This window comes from Nocardioides sp. CPCC 205120, from assembly GCF_048654585.1.
Classification (GTDB): Bacteria; Actinomycetota; Actinomycetes; order Propionibacteriales; family Nocardioidaceae; genus Nocardioides.
The window spans coordinates 56,590-71,666 of sequence record NZ_JBMCYY010000001.1; the positions used below are offsets into that span (position 1 = coordinate 56,590).

The following is a 15,077-nucleotide window of genomic DNA, read 5'->3' on the forward strand; positions in this document are numbered from 1 at the left end:
CACGGCGGGGACGATGGCCGGATGACGACCTCCGACGCTCCCCCCGCGCCGCCGGCCACCGCACCGACCGACCGGGGCCGTCCGACCCCGGCCGACCGGGCTCGGCAGGTGGCCGTGAGCGTCGCCTACGTCGCGTGCGTCGTCGGCAACCTCTTCGGCGCCGGCGTCGTCGGCCCCGTCGAGGTGAGCACGGCGGGCAACGAGGCCTTCGCCGCCGACTCGTCGCTGCTCACGCCGGCCGGATCGGCGTTCTCGATCTGGTCGGTCGTCTACGCCGGCCTCACCCTCCACCTCGTCGTCCAGTGGCTGCCGTCGCGGGCGACGGCGGCCCGGCACCGGGTGACCGGCTGGCTCGTCGCGGCGGCCGCGCTGCTCAACGCGGCGTGGCTGACGGCGTCGCTGCAGGGCTACCTGTGGACCAGCGTCGTGGTCATCGTGGCCCTGCTCGCGGTCCTCGTCGAGATCGTGCGCCGGCTGACCCGGCACCCGGCCGGCCGCGCGCCGGGCCACCGGGACCGGCTCGAGCCGCTCGCGGTCGACGGCACCTTCGGGCTGTACGTCGGGTGGGTCGGCGTCGCCGCCGTCGCCAACGTGGCGGCCGCGAGCACCGCCCACGGCGCCGCGCGCACCGGGGACGTGGCGGTCGCCGTCGCGGTCGTCGTGCTCGTCGGCGTCGCGCTCGCGGCGGTCGTGATGGCGCGGGCGTGGGGCGGCCGGGCCGCGGTCGCCCTCGCCCAGGCCTGGGGGCTGGCGTGGGTGGCCTATGGTCGGCTGGCCGGCGACCCGGAGTCGCCGGTCGTGGGCCTCGTCGCCGGCGTCGCCGCGCTCGTGCCGCTCGTCGCGGTCGGGGTGGTGCGCCGCGGACACGCGGCGGCCGCGCGCCCCGCCGTACCCCGAGGAGAGTCGTGACCACCTGGAAGCCCGGCTGGGACGCGGTGCCGGAGCCGATCGAGCGGTTCTTCGGCGAGTACCACCTCGCCACCCTCACCACGCTGCGCGCCGACGGGCGCCCGCACGTGGTGCCGGTCGGCCTCACCCTCGACGTCGAGCAGCGCTGCGCGTGGGTCATCACGTTCCCCGAGTCGCGCAAGGCCCGCAACGTGGCCGAGCGGCCCGGCAGCCCCGTGGCCGCCTGCCACGTCGACGGGGCCCGCTGGCTCACCGTCGAGGGCACCGCGACCACGACGTCGGACCCGGCGCAGGTCGCCCGGGCGGTGGAGCGGTACGCCGCCCGCTACCGCCGGCCGAAGGAGCGCCCCGACCGCGTGGCGCTGCGCATCGAGGTCGACCGGGTGCTGCACGGCGCCCGCCTCTGAGACGCTCCCGGCCGGACATGCGCCGGACGCACGAGAGCCGGTGCTCCCTGCTCCGCCACGGAGACAGGGGGCACCGGCTCTCGGGCCGTCGGGCGGGGTACGGCGGCTCGCGCGCGCCGCACCCGCCCGCGGGTCACTCGTTGATGTTGGCCGGCTCGCTCGCGTTGGCGGTGCGGTTCTCGGCGTCGATCATCCAGGCGAGCTGCTCGAGGCGCTCGAGGATCGTGTGGAGGATGTCGGCCGTGGTCGGGTCCTCGGCGTCCACCTCGTCGTGGATGCGGCGCGCGGTGCCGGCGACGGCGTAGAGCGCGCCCACGATCAGGTCGACGCAGCGCGCCGTGTCGATCTCGGTGGCGGGGAACTCCGGGATGCTCGACTGGGTGGCGACGCGGGCGGCGCGGCCGTCCACGGTCACGTAGATGGCGCGCATGCGCTCGGCCACCGTGTCGGAGAACTCGCGGGCCGCGTCGACGACCTCGTCGAGCTGCAGGTGCAGGTCGCGGAAGTTCTTGCCGACGACGTTCCAGTGGGCCTGCTTGCCCACGAGGTGGAGGTCGATGAGGTCGGCGCTGAGGGCCTGGAGGTGGTCCGCCAGCTGCTGCGAGGCCTTGAACGGCGGGCGCGCCTGGTGGGTCGCGGTGGGGGCAGTGGTCTGGATGGTGTCGCTCATGGCGATCTCCTCTCCTCGGGGGGCCGGGGTGGCCGCCGGAGCGGCCGATGACGCCACCTTGCCACCCTTTCTGGAACCATTCCAGAAAGGTTAGGCTCGCCTGGCCGCACCCCCGGGGGCTACGCTGGTCGCTGCTCAGGGTTCGGGCGCGTCTTGGAGGTGGGTACGGCGCGCGGCCTCGCCGTACCCGCTCGGAGCCCCTCATGACCTCGCTCGACAGCTATCGACGCCTCTTCGGACTCGTCGGTCCCACCTACGTCGCCGTCGCGTTCGTCGCGCGCATCCCGCTCGCCATGGCGCAGATCGGCACCCTCCTCCTCGTCGCGCAGGAGACCGGCAGCTACGGCGCCGGCGGCGCGACCGCCGGTGCCCTGGCCGTGGCCAACGCACTCGGCTCCCCCGTCGCCGGCAGCCTCGCCGACCGCCTGGGCCAGCGCCCCGTCGTGCTGCTGCAGTCGTCGGTCGGCGCCGTCGGCCTCGTGGGCGTCGTCGTCGGCGCGACCCAGGGCGCGCCCCTGCCGCTGCTGCTCGTCGTCGCCGCCCTCGCCGGTCTCGCCCTCCCCCAGGTCGGCCCGCTGGCGCGCGTGCGCTGGCGTCCGGTGACCCGCGGCGAGGAGCACCAGCACCGGCTCGTCGCGACCGCGTTCTCCTACGAGGGCGCCGCCGACGAGGCGTCGTTCGTGCTCGGCCCCGCGCTCGTCGGGCTGGTCGCGGCCCTGGTCTCGCCCGCCGGGGCGCTGCTGGTCGCCGCCACGATGCTCGCCGTCTTCGGCACCCTGTTCGCGCTGCACCGCACGGCCCCGCCCGGCGCGGGCCGCGTCGACACCAGCACCACCGGCCCCCTCGTCACGGGCGCGGTCCTCGTGCTGCTGGCCGCCCAGTTCTTCCTCGGCACCCTCTTCGGGTCGATCCAGACCGGCACGACCGTGCTGGCCACCGCCGAGGGCGTCGCCGGCGCCGCGGGCCTGCTGCACGCCCTGCTCGGGGTGGGCAGCGCCAGCGCCGCGATCGTCTACGCCTCCCTGCCCGACCGGTTCCGCCTGGCCGACCGCCTCGTCGTGGCCGCGGTCGCGCTGCTCGTGCTGTCGGCGCCCCTGCTGCTCGTCGACGGCCTCCTGGGCGTCGCGCTGGTGACCCTCGCGCTGGGCTTCGCCGTGGCGCCGTACATGGTCACCACGTTCACCCTCGCCGAGCGCGTGGTCCCGCTCGCCCGGGTCGGCACGGCGATGACCCTGCTCGCCGGCGCCACCGGTCTCGGGTACGCCGCGGGGTCGGCCGTCGCGGGCCGGCTCGCGGACGCCGCGCGCGCCGGGGACCTCCCCGGGGCTCTCGCCGACGTCGGCGGGCACACCGCGGCGTACGTCGTCACGGTCACCGCCACGGCGTGCGCCACGGTCCTCGCGGTGCTCGCCCGACGCGCCCTCGTGCGGGCGGCGGAGGCCTCCGAGGCCGACACGACGCGCTGGGACGGGGCGGAGGCGCCCGATCCGAGCGTCGCCCCGGTAGCGTGACGGACGACGTGGGACCGGTACGGTCGCCCCGCAATCCAGTAGTCCGCGACAAGGAGTCAGACATGAACAAGAAGGAGCTCGTCGACCAGGTCGCCGAGGCGACCGGCCTGGGCAAGGGCGAGGCCGAGTCCGCCGCCAACGCGGTGTTCGACGCGATCGGGAAGGCCCTCGCGGCCGGCGACAAGGTCGCCGTTGCCGGCTTCGGCACGTTCGAGACCCGTGAGCGCGCCGCTCGCACGGGCCGCAACCCGCAGACGGGCGAGGAGATCCAGATCGCCGCCAGCACGACGCCGGCGTTCAAGGCCGCGGCCGCGCTGAAGAAGACGGTCGCCGGCTGACGCCAGCACCACCGACAGACGCCGAGGGCGTCCGGCCCCTCGGGGTCGGACGCCCTCGGCGTCTGTGCGTGCTGCTGCGTGCGTCCGGGCCCGCTCCGCGGGTACGGCGCGCTCAGCCCCCGGTCGGCGGGACGGTCGAGCCCTCCATCTCCTCGAGGTCCTCGAGCTGCTGCTCGACCTGGTCCTCGTCGACGAGCGGCTCACCGGCCTCGGTGCAGGCCGTGGACGCCGTGGTGAGCGCCGCGAAGAAGTCGGTCTCGAGGCGCTCGATCTCCGCCAGCTCCGCCTCGGTCGGCAGGCCGGGCAACGTGTAGGTGGCCGTCTCCCCGGGGTCGAGGTCGGTCGGGATGTTGGCCGGGTCGGTCGCCGCGTCGGCGAGCTCGCCGTCGGCCGCGAGGGCCGGGCTGTCGGCCATGGCCTGGGCCGCGTCGGCCAGCGGGGTCAGCGCCGCGTCCATCTCGTCGTCGCCGTGCTCGACGAGGTCGCGCAGGCCCGACGCGATGCCGGCGTAGTCGGTCATGCCCTCGTCGAGCTCCTGCGAGGCGACGAAGTCGGCGACCTCGGGGCAGGCCTCGGTGATGTTCTCGGGCCAGTCGGTGCGCTCGGCCTCCGGCTCGCCGCCGTCGTCACCGCTGCAGGCGCCCAGCCCGAGGGCGAGCACCCCCGCCAGCGCGGCGGCGCGGATGCCGTTGCGTGCACTCATCGGACTCCTCCTGGTGGTCGGGACCGGCCCGAGCCTAGACGAGGCGCGCGGCGGGCGCGCCCGACGACGGGGGCGCGGTCCACGGGGGCACACCCCCGCCGACGCACCCCCGCCGACGACACCTCAGCCCTGGCGGGCCTTGAGGCGGGGGTTCTGCTTGTTGATGACGTAGGTGCGGCCGCGGCGGCGCACCACCTGCGAGCCGGGCTGGTTCTTCAGCGAGCGCAGCGAGTTGCGGACCTTCATGTCTTCTCCTCGGGAGCGGGGTTCGGGGCGGGGCGGACGGGGTCGGTGGGGATCAGCGGACGAGCCGGCCGGTGGCCGGGTCGACGAGGCCGCGCCGCACGGCCGGCAGCAGGCGGCGGGGCACGGCGTGCTCCTCGCCGGCGACGGCGACCGGCACGAGGTCGGGTGCGGTCGCCTTCCAGGCGGAGCGGCGGTGACGGGTGTTGCTGCGCGAGGTGCGGCGCTTCGGGACGGCCACGGTGGGTCCTTCCTCTCGGGCCCCGGAGGGGCGTGGGTGGTCGTGCTCCCGCCGGGGTACGGCGGGGGCCGGGGCCGGCGAGGGCCGGGCCGGTCAGGCCACGTCGCGGACCGGACCGAGCCAGGGCTCGAAGCCGTCCTCGGCCTGGTGCCAGCCGATGCCGCGGCCGAACGCGGCGCGCGGCACGAGCAGGCCCTCGAACGCCGTGGCGAGGTGGAGCGGCGGCTCCCCGGTGCCGGTGAACGCGAGCTGGGTGCGCGGGACGCGGTCGCCCCACGGCTCGCCGTCGCCGATGCTCAGCTGGCCGCCCGCGCCCTCCCAGAGCAGGGCGCGCCCCGGCCGGGTGGGCAGCCAGAAGCAGCCGCGGGTGCGGTGGCGCCCCAGCGCGAGGCTCTCGAGCCCGTCGAGGAGCCGCTCGGGGTGGAACGGCCGGTCGGAGACCAGCTCGAGCGTCCACACGTCGGCGGAGCCCGGCACCGGCAGGGGCAGCTCGCGCACGTGGGAGGCCCACGCCCGCGAGCGGGAGTGCTGGTGGGGCGGTCGGGCGACGAGGTCGGAGCCGGCCAGCAGGTCGGCGCCCCGCACGACCGGTACGTCGGGGCGCGCGAGGGCCCGCAGCAGCTCCGGCCCGGTGGGCGTGCCGACGGCGCCGGTGGTCACGACGACGTCGGCGAACTCGACCATCGAGCAGGCCACCTCGCCGACGCCGCGCTCGTCGTCGTGGCTCGTGGCCAGGCCCCGCTCGGCGAGGGTCTCGTCGCCGAGCAGGTCGTCGACGAGGGTGGCGTCGGGCAGGGCGGTGACGACGGCCGCGAGGCGCAGGCGCCGGGCGAGGCGCGGGTCGCGGGCCAGGACGCCGCAGACCTGGTCGGCCTCGGCCCCGACCGGCAGCTGCGCCACCACCGAGCGCCACCGGCCGTCCCGGGCGAGCCGGTCGAGGGTGGGCAGCACGTCCTCGCGCAGCGCGCAGCTGACGCAGGCGTGCTCGAGCTCGACCTCCACGTGCTCGACGACCCCGGTGAGGTCGCTGACCACCCGCTCGAGCACCCCGCGGTCGAGGTCGATGTGGTGGCGCACCGCGACGGCGTCGGGCAGGTCCCACAGCAGGCTCAGCTGGGCGGCGGCCATCGCGTCGGGGGCGACGCCGGTGACGAGGACGACGGCGGTCCTCACGACCGCTCCCCCTCGGTCTCGGGGGTCTCGGGGGTCGCGGGGGTCGCGGACCCGGCGCGGCCCGCGGCGCCGCGTGCGCCGTACCGGCGCCGGAAGGCCTCGACGCGGCCCTCGGTGTCCATGACGCGGCCGCGGCCCGTCCAGAACGGGTGGCTGGCCGAGGAGACGTCGACGTCGACGACCGGGTACGTCGTGCCGTCGATCTCGACCGTCTCCCCGCCGGTGCGTCCGGCGAGCGTCGAGCGGGTGAGCACCAGCTGGTCGGCCGAGCGGTCGCGGAAGACCACGGGCCCGTAGGTGGGGTGGATCCCCTGCTTCATCGGAATCTGCCTCTTCCTGCATGTGGTTAGAATGAGAACCGTTTTCAAGTCTGACACGAAGGGAGTCCCGATGTCACGTGTGTGCCAGGTGACGGGGCGGGAGCCGGGATTCGGCCACCACGTCTCGCACTCGCACCGCCGCACCAAGCGGAGGTTCGACGTCAACATCCAGCGCAAGAGGTACTTCGTGCCGAGCCTCGGCCGGCACGTCGTGCTGCGGGTGAGTGCCCGCGGCATCAAGGTGATCGACGCCCGCGGGATCGAGTCCGTGGTCGCCGAGCTGCAGCGGAAGGGAACGAGGCTCTGATGGCCAAGCGAGGCAACGACGTGCGACCGATCGTGAAGCTGCGGTCGACGGCGGGGACCGGCTACACCTACGTCACGCGCAAGAACCGGCGCAACGACCCCGACCGGCTCGTGCTGCGCAAGTTCGACCCGCGGGTGCGGCGCCACGTCGACTTCCGCGAGGAGCGCTGATGGCGAAGAGGTCGAAGATCGCGGCGGACGCGCGCCGCCGCGCGGTCGTCGAGCGGTACGCCGAGCGCCGCGCCGCCCTGCGCGAGGCCGTGCGGCGCGCCGAGCCCGGCTCCGAGGAGCTGACCGAGGCGGTGCGCGCGCTGTCGCGCCTGCCGCGCGACTCCTCGCCCGTGCGGCTGCGCAACCGCGACCAGGTCGACGGCCGCCCCCGCGGCTACCTGCGCAAGGCGGGCCTGTCCCGCGTGCGCTTCCGGGAGATGGCCCACCGGGGCGAGCTGCCGGGCATCACGAAGTCGAGCTGGTAGGCCGCACGGTCCCGAGGGCCGTCCCCGCGGGGACGGCCCTCGGGACCCGTCAGCCCGGGCGCCCCGGCGACGGCGCACCCGGGTGCCGGCGGCGCCCGACGGTCAGCGGCGCCCGGATGTCACCACTCGTAGGTCGGACGCGGCGCCACGACGGGGGACGACGCCGGGGAGTGGATGCGGACGGGCGGCGAGGCCGGCGCGCCGGGCGAGACCAGGCTCCGCTCAGACGTCGGTGATGCGCACGCCGGCGTGGGCCTTGTAGCGGCGGTTGGCGGCGATGAGGTTCGCCGTCAGCGCCTCGACCTGGTGGGCGTTGCGGCGGCGGCCGGCGTACACCCCGCGGACACCGGGGATCACGCCGGCGAGGTCCTGCACGAGGTCGGTGGCCTCGCGCTCGTCGCCGAGCACGAGCACGTCGGTGTCGATGCTCGTGACCTCGGGGTCCTCGAGCAGCACGGCGGAGACGTTGTGGAACGCGCCCACGACGGTGGAGTCCGGCAGAACGGCCTGGGCCTGCTCGGTCGCCGACCCCTCCTCCACCTTCAGCGCGAACGGGCCCTGCTTGTCGAAGCCCAGCGGATTGACGCAGTCGACGACGACCTTGCCGGCCAGCTCGGCGCGGAGGCCCTCGAGCAGCTCCTTGTGCCCGTCCCACGGCACGACCACGAGGACGACGTCACCCGCAGCCGCGGCACCGGCGTTGTCGGACCCCGTGACGGAGCCCGCGCCCTCGCCGAGCGACGCCGCGAGCTCGGCGGCGGCCGCCGCCCCCTTCTCCTGCGTGCGGGAGCCCAGCACCACGCTCAGGCCCGCGGCCGCGAAGCGGCGGGCGAGCCCGCGGCCCTGCGGGCCGGTGCCGCCGAGGACGGCGATGGTCGTGCCCTGCAGGCTCTCGGGGAGGCTCACGCGTCTGCTCCTTCGCTCGCGCCGCACCGGCGTGCGGCGGGGATGCCGGGCCGCAGAATCTCTGCGGATGGTTTCGATCGTAGTGATGCACGGCACCCCGGGAACAGGTGGACCACCCGCTGGGATCCCGCGCGGAGCCCCGCGCGGAGCGGCCCGGGCGCCTCCCGTGCGACCTCCGTCACGTCCGCGATGCGAGGTTGATCTGCCGATTCGGTCGCCTTGATCCAATCTTGAGAGTAGCCTGCCCAGGCCTGTGTCGTTCAGCACAGCGAGTGACCCGATGGCTCGGATCCGTCGGGACTGCCGCGTTCCACCCTGGGAGGGATTCCTTTGTCACGCTCTACTGCGCGCCTCGTCGCTGCGCTCTCCACCATCGCCGTCGTCGGCGTCACCACGGCCCCGGCCATGGCCGCCGAGCCGTCTGCGGAGGCGAGCGCGACCGGCGCGATCCTCACCATCGCGGGCAGCCCCGTCGACTCGGGTCAGTACACCGTCGTCACCGACGGCACGACCCAGACCGAGTCCGGCACGAACAGCCCCGAGGTCGCCGACGTGCTCTCCCAGCAGAGCAACATCGACGTGGGCGTCATCTACCAGGACGCCACGACCTCCTCGAACGGCGGCCGGTCCAACGCCTTCGCGTGCTCCGGCGTCGCGGGCAACGGTGCCGTCGTCGCCGAGGTCGGTGACGGCACCTGCCTCACCGGCGGCGACCAGGTCACCCTGGTTCCCGGCACGATCGACCTGGGCAACGCCCAGATCATCCAGAGCAACATCCTGGCCCCGCTGACGGAGCCCCTGAACGCCGCGCTCGGCCCGCTGGCGCCGCAGCTGCTCGGCCCGCTGAGCGACGTGCTCAACCAGGTGCTGGGCGGCCTCGGCAACCTCGGCGTCGTGATCGAGTCGGCCGGCGCGATCCAGAGCCGCTGCGCCGCCACCTCGACCTCCGCCGAGGCGACCTCCAACATCGCCGACCTGCGCGGCTACGTCACGGTCGCCGGCCAGGAGATCGAGATCCTCAACCTCCCCGTCGGCGACATCGCGCCGAACACCGAGGTCGTCACCAACCTGGACGACGTCGTCGACGCCATCCTCGTGGGCCTGGACTCGCAGCTCACCAACGGCCTGAACGGCGCCCTGGCCCCGCTCACCGCGCTGCTGCCCTTCATCGGTCAGATCAACGACCTGGTCATCGCGCAGATCTCCTCCCAGCTCGCGCCGGTGCGCGACAACCTGCTGAGCCTCACGCTCAACAAGCAGAGCCAGCCGACCCCGAACTCCATCGAGGTCACGGCGTTCGACCTGCAGGTGCTCCCGGCGGCCAGCCAGTTCATCGGCACCAGCTTCGCCAGCGTCGAGCTCGGCAAGGCCTTCTGCCGCGGCGGCGTGTACGCCGTGGGCGAGCCCGAGCCCACGCCGACCCCGACGCCGACGACGCCGGTCACGCCGGTCGCCGACACCCCGACGGTGCCCACCTCGGTCCCCGCCGGCATGTCGGGTGAGACGCCCGCTCCCTGGGGTCCCGCCGCGCTGGTCGGCATGACGCTCCTCGCCGGCACCGCCGGTGTGGCTCGCTTCGTCCGCGCCCGCAACGCTGCGTGATCTACTGACGCGATGAGCGAGAAGAGCACGGCGGCACGCAAGGTCCGCGGCACCGCGGTCCTGACGGCGCTGACCACCCTGCTCCTCGTCCTGAGCGTCGGGCTCGTGGGCATCGGGATCGCGTGGCCGGGCGGGGAGGCGGACGACGGCACGTCGTCGCAGTACACCTCGCTCGACCCGGCCGCGCCGATCCGCCTCGAGGTCCCGCGCCTCGAGGTGACGGCCCCCATCGTCCCGATCAGCGTCAGCACGGAGGGGGTCCTCGACCCGCCCCGCGACGCCGAGCTGGTCGGCTGGTGGAACCAGAGCGCCAAGCCCGGCAACGCCACCGGCCAGACGGTCATCACCGGCCACACCGTGCACACCGGCGGTGGCTCGATGAACCGGATCGGCTCCCTGGAGCCGGGCGACGAGGTGGACGTCGTCAGCGAGTCCGGCCGGATGCGCTACGAGATCGACCGGGTGCGCTACTACAGCCGCGACGACGTGGCGGAGAAGGCCGAGGAGCTCTTCGGCCAGGACCGCGGCGAGGGCAACCTCGTCCTCATCACCTGCGCCGACTGGAACGGCGAGTACTACGAGCGCAACGTCATCGCCTTCGGCACGCCGCTCGGCGAGCCGAAGGAGCGCCCCACCGTGGAACCCACCGCGGACCAGGCGGCCGGCTGAGCCCGGCACCCGCACGACGGACCGCCGAGGGCGGGAGGAGCAGCGCTCCTCCCGCCCTCGGCGCGTCCGGGGGGTACGGCGGGCCGACGGGGCCGACGGGCCGGCGTCCGGGCCTCAGGCCACCGGGTGGTGACTGGTGATCGAGACGCGGTTGAACGCGTTGATGGTGACGGCCACCCACGCGACGGCGCCGTAGGCCTCGTCGCCCAGCACCCGCCGGGCGTCGTCCTCGACGGCCCGGCGCTCCTCGAGCGGGGGCAGCCGCGTGATCGACTCGGCCAGGGCCAGGGCGGCCCGCTCGCGCTCGTCGAAGAGCGACGTCTCGCGCCACACCTCCAGCACCGCGAGCCGGCGGGGGTCCTCCCCCGCCTTCACGGCCCGGCGGTGGTGCAGGTCGAGGCAGAAGGCGCAGCCGTTGAGCTGTGAGACCCGCAGGTTGACGAGCTCCACGAACCGCCGGTCGAGACCCGCCCGGCGGGCCGCCTCGGTGACCGCCTTCGCGGTGGCCGACAGCGCGGCGTACACCTCGGGCTCGGCCCGGTCGAGGAACACGCCCCCGTGCGCGTCGTGGCCCTCGGGGGCACCCATCAGTCGGAGACGCGGCTGGCCGGCGCGTTGAAGGCGAGGTCCAGGTAGTCGGGGTGGCGGCGCATCCACGACGCGATGAACGGGCAGGTCGGCATGACCCGCAGCCCCCGGGCGCGGATGTCGTCGAGGGCGTGCCGCGCCAGCGCGGACCCGACGCCCTTGCCCTCGTGGGCGTCCCCCACCTCCGTGTGCGGCAGCACCAGCATGCCGTCGGCGGGGATGTAGGCGGCGAAGCCCGCCAGCTCCCCGTCGAGCCACGCCTCGTAGCGCTTCTCCTCGGGGTTGTCCCGCACCTCGACCGCGTTCGCCTCGCCCATGTCGCCTCCTGCTCCTCGGTACGCCGCCACGCGGCCCCGGCGCCGTCCGCGCCGCTCGGGCGTGAGGCTACCGGGGCGCGTCGCGTCGTACGACGTGTCCGTTCGCCCGTCAGCGCCAGCCGAGGGCGGGCGCCACGTGGGTCATCATCGACTCCAGCACGTGGGCGTTGTAGTCGACGCCCAGCTGGTTCGGCACCGTCAGCAGCAGGGTGTCGGCGGCGGCGATCGCCTCGTCCTCGGCGAGCTGCTCGACGAGCCGGTCGGGCTCGGCGGCGTACGTCTTGCCGAAGCGCGCGGCCCCGCCCTCGAGGAACCCGACCTGGTCCTCGCTGCGGCCCTCGTGCCCGAAGTAGGCCCGGTCCTGGTCGTCGACGATCGGGAAGATGCTGCGGCTCACCGAGACGCGGGGCTCGCGCTCGTGGCCGGCCGCGGTCCAGGCGTCGCGGAACCGCTGGATCTGCTCGGCCTGCAGCTGGTGGAACGGCACGCCGGTGTCCTCGGTCAGCAGGGTCGAGCTCATGAGGTTCATGCCCTGCTCGGCCGTCCACTCGGCGGTCGCCCGCGAGCCGGCGCCCCACCAGATGCGGTCGCGCAGGCCCGGGGAGTGCGGCTCGACGCGCAGCAGGCCCGGCGGGTTGGGGAACATCGGGCGCGGGTTGGGCTGGGCGAAGCCCTCGCCCTTCAGCACCTCGAGGAGCACCTGGGTGTGCCCCCGCGCCATGTCGGCGTCGCTCATGCCCTGCGGCGGCTCGAACCCGAAGTACTTGTAGCCGTCGACCACCTGCTCCGGTGATCCCCGGCTGATGCCGAGCTGCAGCCGCCCGCCGGAGATGAGGTCGGCCGAGCCGGCGTCCTCCGCCATGTAGAGCGGGTTCTCGTAGCGCATGTCGATGACGCCCGTGCCGATCTCGATGCGGCTCGTGCGCGCGCCCACCGCGGCCAGCAGCGGGAACGGCGAGGCGAGCTGCCGGGCGAAGTGGTGCACCCGGAAGTACGCACCGTCCACCCCCAGCTCCTCCGCCGCGACCGCGAGGTCGATCGACTGCAGCAGCGTGTCGGACGCCGACCGCGTCTGCGAGTGCGGCGACGGCGTCCAGTGGCCGAAGGACAGGAACCCGATCTTCTTCACACCAGGCTCAACGCTCACGAGCCGCAGGTGTTCCGTGCCGCGCGAAGCGCCCCGCGACTGCGCCCGGGGGTACGGTCTGCGTCGTGTCCGACTCCCCCCACGACGCGCGTCCGCGCCGTACCTTCGCGGTCATCAGCCACCCCGACGCCGGCAAGTCGACGCTGACCGAGGCCCTGGCGCTGCACGCACAGGTGATCTCCGAGGCGGGCGCGGTGCACGGCAAGGGCGACCGGCGGGCGACCGTGTCGGACTGGATGGACATGGAGCGGGAGCGCGGGATCTCGGTCAGCTCGACCGCGCTGCAGTTCGAGCACGACGGCCACGTGGTGAACCTGGTGGACACCCCGGGCCACGCCGACTTCTCGGAGGACACCTACCGCGTGCTCTCGGCCGTCGACGCCGCCGTGATGCTCGTCGACGCCGCGCGCGGGCTGGAGCCGCAGACGCTGAAGCTCTTCCGGGTGTGCGCCCACCGCGGCCTGCCCGTCATCACCGTCATCAACAAGTGGGACCGGCCGGGCCGCGACCCGCTCGACCTCCTCGACGAGATCGAGCAGCGCATCGGGCTGCGACCCACCCCGCTCACGTGGCCCGTCGGCCAGGCGGGCGACTTCCACGGGGTGCTCGACCGGCGCACGGGCGAGTACGTCGCGTACACCCGCACCGCGGGCGGGGCGACCCGTGCGCCGGAGACCCGCATGAGCGCCGGGAGCGCCCACGACCTGCTCGGCCCGACGTGGGACGAGGCCGTCGAGGGCCACGAGCTGCTGGGCGCCGACGGGGCCGACCACGACCACGCGGCGTTCCTGGCCGGCCGGACGACACCGGTGCTCTTCGCGTCCGCGCTGCTCAACTTCGGTGTGGCCGAGCTGCTGCGCACCCTGGTGGAGCTCGCCCCGGCGCCGGAGGGGGCCCACGCGGAGGACGGCACCCTGCGTGCGCCCACCGACGACTTCAGCGCCTTCGTGTTCAAGGTGCAGGCCGGCATGGACCGGGCCCACCGCGACCGGCTCGCCTTCGCCCGCGTCGTCTCGGGGGTGTTCCGGCGCGGCATGGTGGTGACCCACGCGCAGACCGACCGCCCCTTCGCCACGAAGTACGCCCACGCGGTCTTCGGCCGGCGCCGCGACGCGGTCGAGGTGGCCCACCCCGGCGACGTGATCGGGCTCGTCAACGCCGGCAGCGTGCGGGTGGGCGACACGATCTACGCCGGGAGGCCGGTGCGCTTCCCCGGCATCCCGAGCTTCGCGCCCGAGCACTTCGCCACCGCCCGGGCAACGGACTCCGGCCGCTACAAGCAGTTCCGTCGGGGCATCGAGCAGCTGGACCAGGAGGGCGTCGTGCAGGTGCTGCGCTCGGAGCTGCGCGGCGAGCACGAGCCGGTGCTCGCGGCCGTCGGGCCGATGCAGTTCGAGGTGGCCGCCGCGCGGATGGAGGCGGAGTTCGGCGCGCCGATCCGCCTCGACCCGCTGGGCTACCAGCTCGCCCGGGCGGTCGACGAGGCCGACCTGGCGGAGGTGGCGGCGCTGTCGGGCGTCGAGGTCCTGCACCGCTCCGACGGCGTGCACCTCGCGCTGTTCCCGGACCGCTGGCGGCTCGGCGCGGTCGAGCGCATGCACCCGCACCTCGACCTGCGCCCGCTCCCGGCCAGCGACCTGGACGCGGAGCCCACCCGCCCCGCCCGGTGACCCGCCCAGTGACCCGCCCAGGTCACGCAGCAGCGGTGACGATCCACACGGCGCCGGGGTAGCGCACGGCGCCGTCGACGAGGTGCGCCCGCAGCTCGGCGCGCACGTCGTCGAGGAGCGCTGCCCAGCCGTCCTCGCCGAGCAGCGGCACGAGCACGTCGTGGGCCTCGCGGCCGGTCGTCGTACCCAGGATCGCGGCGAGCCGGCTCTCGACGCCGTCGCTGCCGTCGTACCCGTGGTCGTGGGTGTAGTCGAGCGGTCGCAGGTCGACGTCGCTCCACCCGGCGGCGCCCAGCAGCGCGCGCACGCGGTCAGGCTCGGCGAGCGCGACCGGGCCGGGGCCGTGGGGGTCGCGCGCCTCCCGGGGACCGTGGTGGGTCTCGATGGCGTCGACGAGCGCCGACGTGCCGAGGGTGAAGATCGGGTTCTCGGCCGCCGTGCGCCAGCAGGCGACGGCCAACCGGGCCCCCGGCGCGCAGGCCGAGCGCAGGTTCGTGAACGCGCCGACCGGGTCGGCGAAGAACATGACGCCGAAGCGCGACAGCAGGAGGTCGAACGGGCGGCCGGGGGCCGCGGCGGCGAGGTCGGCGTCCTGCGCGTCGAGGGCGAGCACGGTCGCGCCCGGCACCCGCTCCCGCGCGGCGTCGGCCATCGGAGCCGATATGTCGACACCGACGACCTCGGCTCCCCGCTCGGCGGCCGCGGCGAGGAGGGTGCCGCTGCCGCACCCGACGTCCAGCACGCGCTCCCCCGCGGTCGGCGCGCCCGCCTCCAGGAGCGCGGCGGTGACGGGGGCGAAGATCGCGTCGTAGGTCGACTCGTTCGCGACCCAGCCGGCGGCGTTGTCGACCCACGTGCGGCGTACCTGCTCGTTGCTCACC

21 protein-coding genes are annotated in these 15,077 nt (G+C 74.9%); 10 read left to right on the top strand and 11 right to left on the bottom strand.

The annotated features are described in order from the left end of the window. The first annotated feature begins 21 nt into the window (after nucleotides 1-21). Together ACOACO_RS00260 and ACOACO_RS00265 are read left to right on the top strand one after the other, a co-directional pair. Complete coding sequence (locus ACOACO_RS00260; protein ID WP_420294262.1) at nucleotides 22-909, top strand: hypothetical protein; 888 nt, start codon at nucleotides 22-24, stop codon at nucleotides 907-909. Then, on the top strand, nucleotides 906-1,316 hold the full coding sequence (locus ACOACO_RS00265) for a pyridoxamine 5'-phosphate oxidase family protein (protein ID WP_420294263.1): 411 nt from the start codon (nucleotides 906-908) through the stop codon (nucleotides 1,314-1,316). Before ACOACO_RS00260 ends, ACOACO_RS00265 begins: the two co-directional genes overlap by 4 nt. A gap of 133 nt (nucleotides 1,317-1,449) precedes the next feature. Here the strand turns inward: ACOACO_RS00265 and ACOACO_RS00270 are convergent, their stop codons facing one another. Then, nucleotides 1,450-1,986 (bottom strand): Dps family protein, encoded by a 537-nt coding sequence (locus ACOACO_RS00270; protein ID WP_420294264.1) that lies wholly within the window; start codon nucleotides 1,984-1,986, stop codon nucleotides 1,450-1,452. Between the two features lie 203 nt (nucleotides 1,987-2,189). Here ACOACO_RS00270 and ACOACO_RS00275 point away from each other — a divergent pair, with 203 nt between their 5' ends. Next, nucleotides 2,190-3,497 (top strand): MFS transporter, encoded by a 1,308-nt coding sequence (locus tag ACOACO_RS00275; RefSeq protein ID WP_420294265.1) that lies wholly within the window; start codon nucleotides 2,190-2,192, stop codon nucleotides 3,495-3,497. 62 nt (nucleotides 3,498-3,559) lie between these two features. After that, on the top strand, nucleotides 3,560-3,835 hold the full coding sequence (locus ACOACO_RS00280; RefSeq protein WP_277497928.1) for an HU family DNA-binding protein: 276 nt from the start codon (nucleotides 3,560-3,562) through the stop codon (nucleotides 3,833-3,835). A gap of 112 nt (nucleotides 3,836-3,947) precedes the next feature. Here the strand turns inward: ACOACO_RS00280 and ACOACO_RS00285 are convergent, their stop codons facing one another. From ACOACO_RS00285 to ACOACO_RS00305, 5 genes are all read right to left on the bottom strand, one after another. Then, nucleotides 3,948-4,538 carry a hypothetical protein gene (locus tag ACOACO_RS00285; RefSeq protein WP_420294266.1) on the bottom strand — a complete coding sequence of 197 codons (591 nt, stop codon included), beginning with the start codon at nucleotides 4,536-4,538 and terminating at the stop codon, nucleotides 3,948-3,950. 123 nt (nucleotides 4,539-4,661) lie between these two features. Beyond that, nucleotides 4,662-4,784: a type B 50S ribosomal protein L36 gene (gene ykgO, locus ACOACO_RS00290; RefSeq protein WP_023645249.1), complete on the bottom strand. Its 123-nt coding sequence runs from the start codon at nucleotides 4,782-4,784 to the stop codon at nucleotides 4,662-4,664. A 52-nt stretch (nucleotides 4,785-4,836) separates the two neighbouring features. Next, nucleotides 4,837-5,022, bottom strand: coding sequence for a 50S ribosomal protein L32 (gene rpmF / locus ACOACO_RS00295; protein ID WP_420294267.1), 186 nt, complete (start codon nucleotides 5,020-5,022; stop codon nucleotides 4,837-4,839). Nucleotides 5,023-5,115: 93 nt separating this feature from the next. Beyond that, complete coding sequence (locus tag ACOACO_RS00300) at nucleotides 5,116-6,195, bottom strand: GTP-binding protein (RefSeq protein ID WP_420294268.1); 1,080 nt, start codon at nucleotides 6,193-6,195, stop codon at nucleotides 5,116-5,118. Continuing rightward, nucleotides 6,192-6,515 (bottom strand): type B 50S ribosomal protein L31, encoded by a 324-nt coding sequence (locus ACOACO_RS00305; protein WP_420294269.1) that lies wholly within the window; start codon nucleotides 6,513-6,515, stop codon nucleotides 6,192-6,194. Before ACOACO_RS00305 ends, ACOACO_RS00300 begins: the two co-directional genes overlap by 4 nt. A gap of 70 nt (nucleotides 6,516-6,585) precedes the next feature. On the opposite strand from ACOACO_RS00305, the gene rpmB reads away from it, so the two are divergent. Genes rpmB through rpsN form a run of 3 tightly spaced genes read left to right on the top strand, consistent with a single transcriptional unit; the run spans nucleotide 6,586 to nucleotide 7,297 of the window. Beyond that, nucleotides 6,586-6,822: a 50S ribosomal protein L28 gene (gene rpmB, locus ACOACO_RS00310; protein WP_420294270.1), complete on the top strand. Its 237-nt coding sequence runs from the start codon at nucleotides 6,586-6,588 to the stop codon at nucleotides 6,820-6,822. Then, on the top strand, nucleotides 6,822-6,992 hold the full coding sequence (gene rpmG, locus ACOACO_RS00315) for a 50S ribosomal protein L33 (RefSeq protein ID WP_315733113.1): 171 nt from the start codon (nucleotides 6,822-6,824) through the stop codon (nucleotides 6,990-6,992). Before rpmB ends, rpmG begins: the two co-directional genes overlap by 1 nt. Then, nucleotides 6,992-7,297: a 30S ribosomal protein S14 gene (gene rpsN / locus ACOACO_RS00320; protein ID WP_420294271.1), complete on the top strand. Its 306-nt coding sequence runs from the start codon at nucleotides 6,992-6,994 to the stop codon at nucleotides 7,295-7,297. The genes rpmG and rpsN overlap by 1 nt, the downstream gene beginning before the upstream one ends. A 222-nt stretch (nucleotides 7,298-7,519) precedes the next feature. On the opposite strand, the gene npdG is transcribed toward rpsN, so the two are convergent. Continuing rightward, nucleotides 7,520-8,203 (bottom strand): NADPH-dependent F420 reductase, encoded by a 684-nt coding sequence (npdG, locus tag ACOACO_RS00325; protein WP_420294272.1) that lies wholly within the window; start codon nucleotides 8,201-8,203, stop codon nucleotides 7,520-7,522. A gap of 330 nt (nucleotides 8,204-8,533) precedes the next feature. On the opposite strand from npdG, the gene ACOACO_RS00330 reads away from it, so the two are divergent. Together ACOACO_RS00330 and ACOACO_RS00335 are read left to right on the top strand one after the other, a co-directional pair. Beyond that, nucleotides 8,534-9,805, top strand: coding sequence for a hypothetical protein (locus ACOACO_RS00330; protein ID WP_420294273.1), 1,272 nt, complete (start codon nucleotides 8,534-8,536; stop codon nucleotides 9,803-9,805). 12 nt (nucleotides 9,806-9,817) lie between these two features. Further along, entirely contained in the window at nucleotides 9,818-10,474 is a 657-nt protein-coding gene (locus ACOACO_RS00335) for a class F sortase (protein ID WP_420294274.1), read from the top strand. Nucleotides 10,475-10,588: 114 nt separating this feature from the next. Here the strand turns inward: ACOACO_RS00335 and ACOACO_RS00340 are convergent, their stop codons facing one another. The 3 genes from ACOACO_RS00340 to ACOACO_RS00350 all read right to left on the bottom strand — a co-directional run bounded on the left by ACOACO_RS00340 (nucleotide 10,589) and on the right by ACOACO_RS00350 (nucleotide 12,508). Next, nucleotides 10,589-11,062 (bottom strand): carboxymuconolactone decarboxylase family protein, encoded by a 474-nt coding sequence (locus ACOACO_RS00340; protein WP_420294275.1) that lies wholly within the window; start codon nucleotides 11,060-11,062, stop codon nucleotides 10,589-10,591. Further along, complete coding sequence (locus ACOACO_RS00345; RefSeq protein WP_420294276.1) at nucleotides 11,062-11,379, bottom strand: GNAT family N-acetyltransferase; 318 nt, start codon at nucleotides 11,377-11,379, stop codon at nucleotides 11,062-11,064. Before ACOACO_RS00345 ends, ACOACO_RS00340 begins: the two co-directional genes overlap by 1 nt. Before the next feature lie 109 nt (nucleotides 11,380-11,488). Next, nucleotides 11,489-12,508, bottom strand: a complete 1,020-nt coding sequence (locus tag ACOACO_RS00350) for an LLM class flavin-dependent oxidoreductase (protein WP_420296270.1) — start codon at nucleotides 12,506-12,508, stop codon at nucleotides 11,489-11,491. 83 nt (nucleotides 12,509-12,591) lie between these two features. Between ACOACO_RS00350 and ACOACO_RS00355 the strand changes: the two genes are divergently transcribed. After that, nucleotides 12,592-14,196, top strand: a complete 1,605-nt coding sequence (locus ACOACO_RS00355) for a peptide chain release factor 3 (RefSeq protein WP_420294277.1) — start codon at nucleotides 12,592-12,594, stop codon at nucleotides 14,194-14,196. Nucleotides 14,197-14,218: 22 nt separating this feature from the next. Here ACOACO_RS00355 and ACOACO_RS00360 read toward each other — a convergent pair whose 3' ends face one another. Further along, nucleotides 14,219-15,076 (bottom strand): class I SAM-dependent methyltransferase, encoded by an 858-nt coding sequence (locus tag ACOACO_RS00360; RefSeq protein ID WP_420294278.1) that lies wholly within the window; start codon nucleotides 15,074-15,076, stop codon nucleotides 14,219-14,221. Between the last annotated feature and the right edge of the window lies 1 nt (nucleotide 15,077).